Below are 799 nucleotides of genomic sequence, written 5' to 3'. Positions count from 1 at the left end.
CACCTCGCCGGCCGCATATCAACGCCGCCTCGCGGAACCGCCCCGATGGCGCCACGGAGCGGCCCGTGTGATGCCGATACAGGGCCGCGAGGTCATCAGGTAGCGGAAGGCCGAACAGCACCGCCAGAAAGGCCCGCCAGGGCCGCCAGGACGGGGCCGTGAACATGCCGCCGAAGAGTTCCGGGTCGGCGAGGGCGGCGAGGATGTTCACCGGCCGGCGGCCCTGTCGGCGAGAATGTCTCGGATGTCTCGGCGGGGGGCAGGGGCGGCGTCAAGGCCGAGCTCACGCAAGCCCGCATGAAAAGTCGAAACCCAGCCGCGATAATGGCGGCTTTCTGTCTCGGTCATCGCCCCGCGTGTGGCAAAGGACTGGTCCAGCGCCAGAAGCCGCAGTCGGAGCTGGCAGAGGGAAGCGATCAGCGCCTCTTGCGCGGCGTTCGGCTTCCCGCCGACATGCGCGACCAGATCAGCCCGAAACCGGCGCAACGCGCGGGCTTGGCGGCTGCGGCCGTCGACGGTGATGCCGAACTCGCGGGCGAGGGCTTGTGCGGTTGCTCGGCGCTTTCGCGGACACTGTGCGGACATGGCCTGCCAATTAGCGCGATAGATCGTTGTGCCGCAATGATTTTCTTGGCTACGGCGGCTGATTGATCATCAGTTGGCGGGGTTTTTGAGCCTGATCGGCGTCGCGCGGCTTCTCCCCACCAGCCAAATCTGAAGCTTCTGAAGCTTGCTCCATTTTTCCACGTTTCGCGCGTGCGCGCGCGCTAGAGCGGTAGCCGATCAGTCTGGATCGTAG

The 799-nt window shown here is 66.2% G+C and carries 1 protein-coding gene and 1 pseudogene; both read right to left on the bottom strand.

Translation table 11 applies throughout. The annotated features are described in order from the left end of the window. Positions 1 to 211 (bottom strand): annotated as a pseudogene (locus tag B8460_RS23110) (hypothetical protein); the annotation flags it as partial. Next, a complete protein-coding gene (locus B8460_RS17040) occupies positions 208 to 585 on the bottom strand; it encodes a hypothetical protein (protein WP_048862815.1) in 378 nt (125 codons plus the stop codon). The gene B8460_RS17040 and the pseudogene B8460_RS23110, both read right to left, overlap by 4 nt. Positions 586 to 799: the final 214 nt, after the last annotated feature.

The organism is Acidisphaera rubrifaciens HS-AP3 (assembly GCF_000964365.1).
Lineage (GTDB): Bacteria > Pseudomonadota > Alphaproteobacteria > Acetobacterales > Acetobacteraceae > Acidisphaera > Acidisphaera rubrifaciens.
The sequence above is the reverse complement of the archived record's forward strand: the minus strand, read 5'-3'. Positions and strand labels throughout refer to the sequence as shown.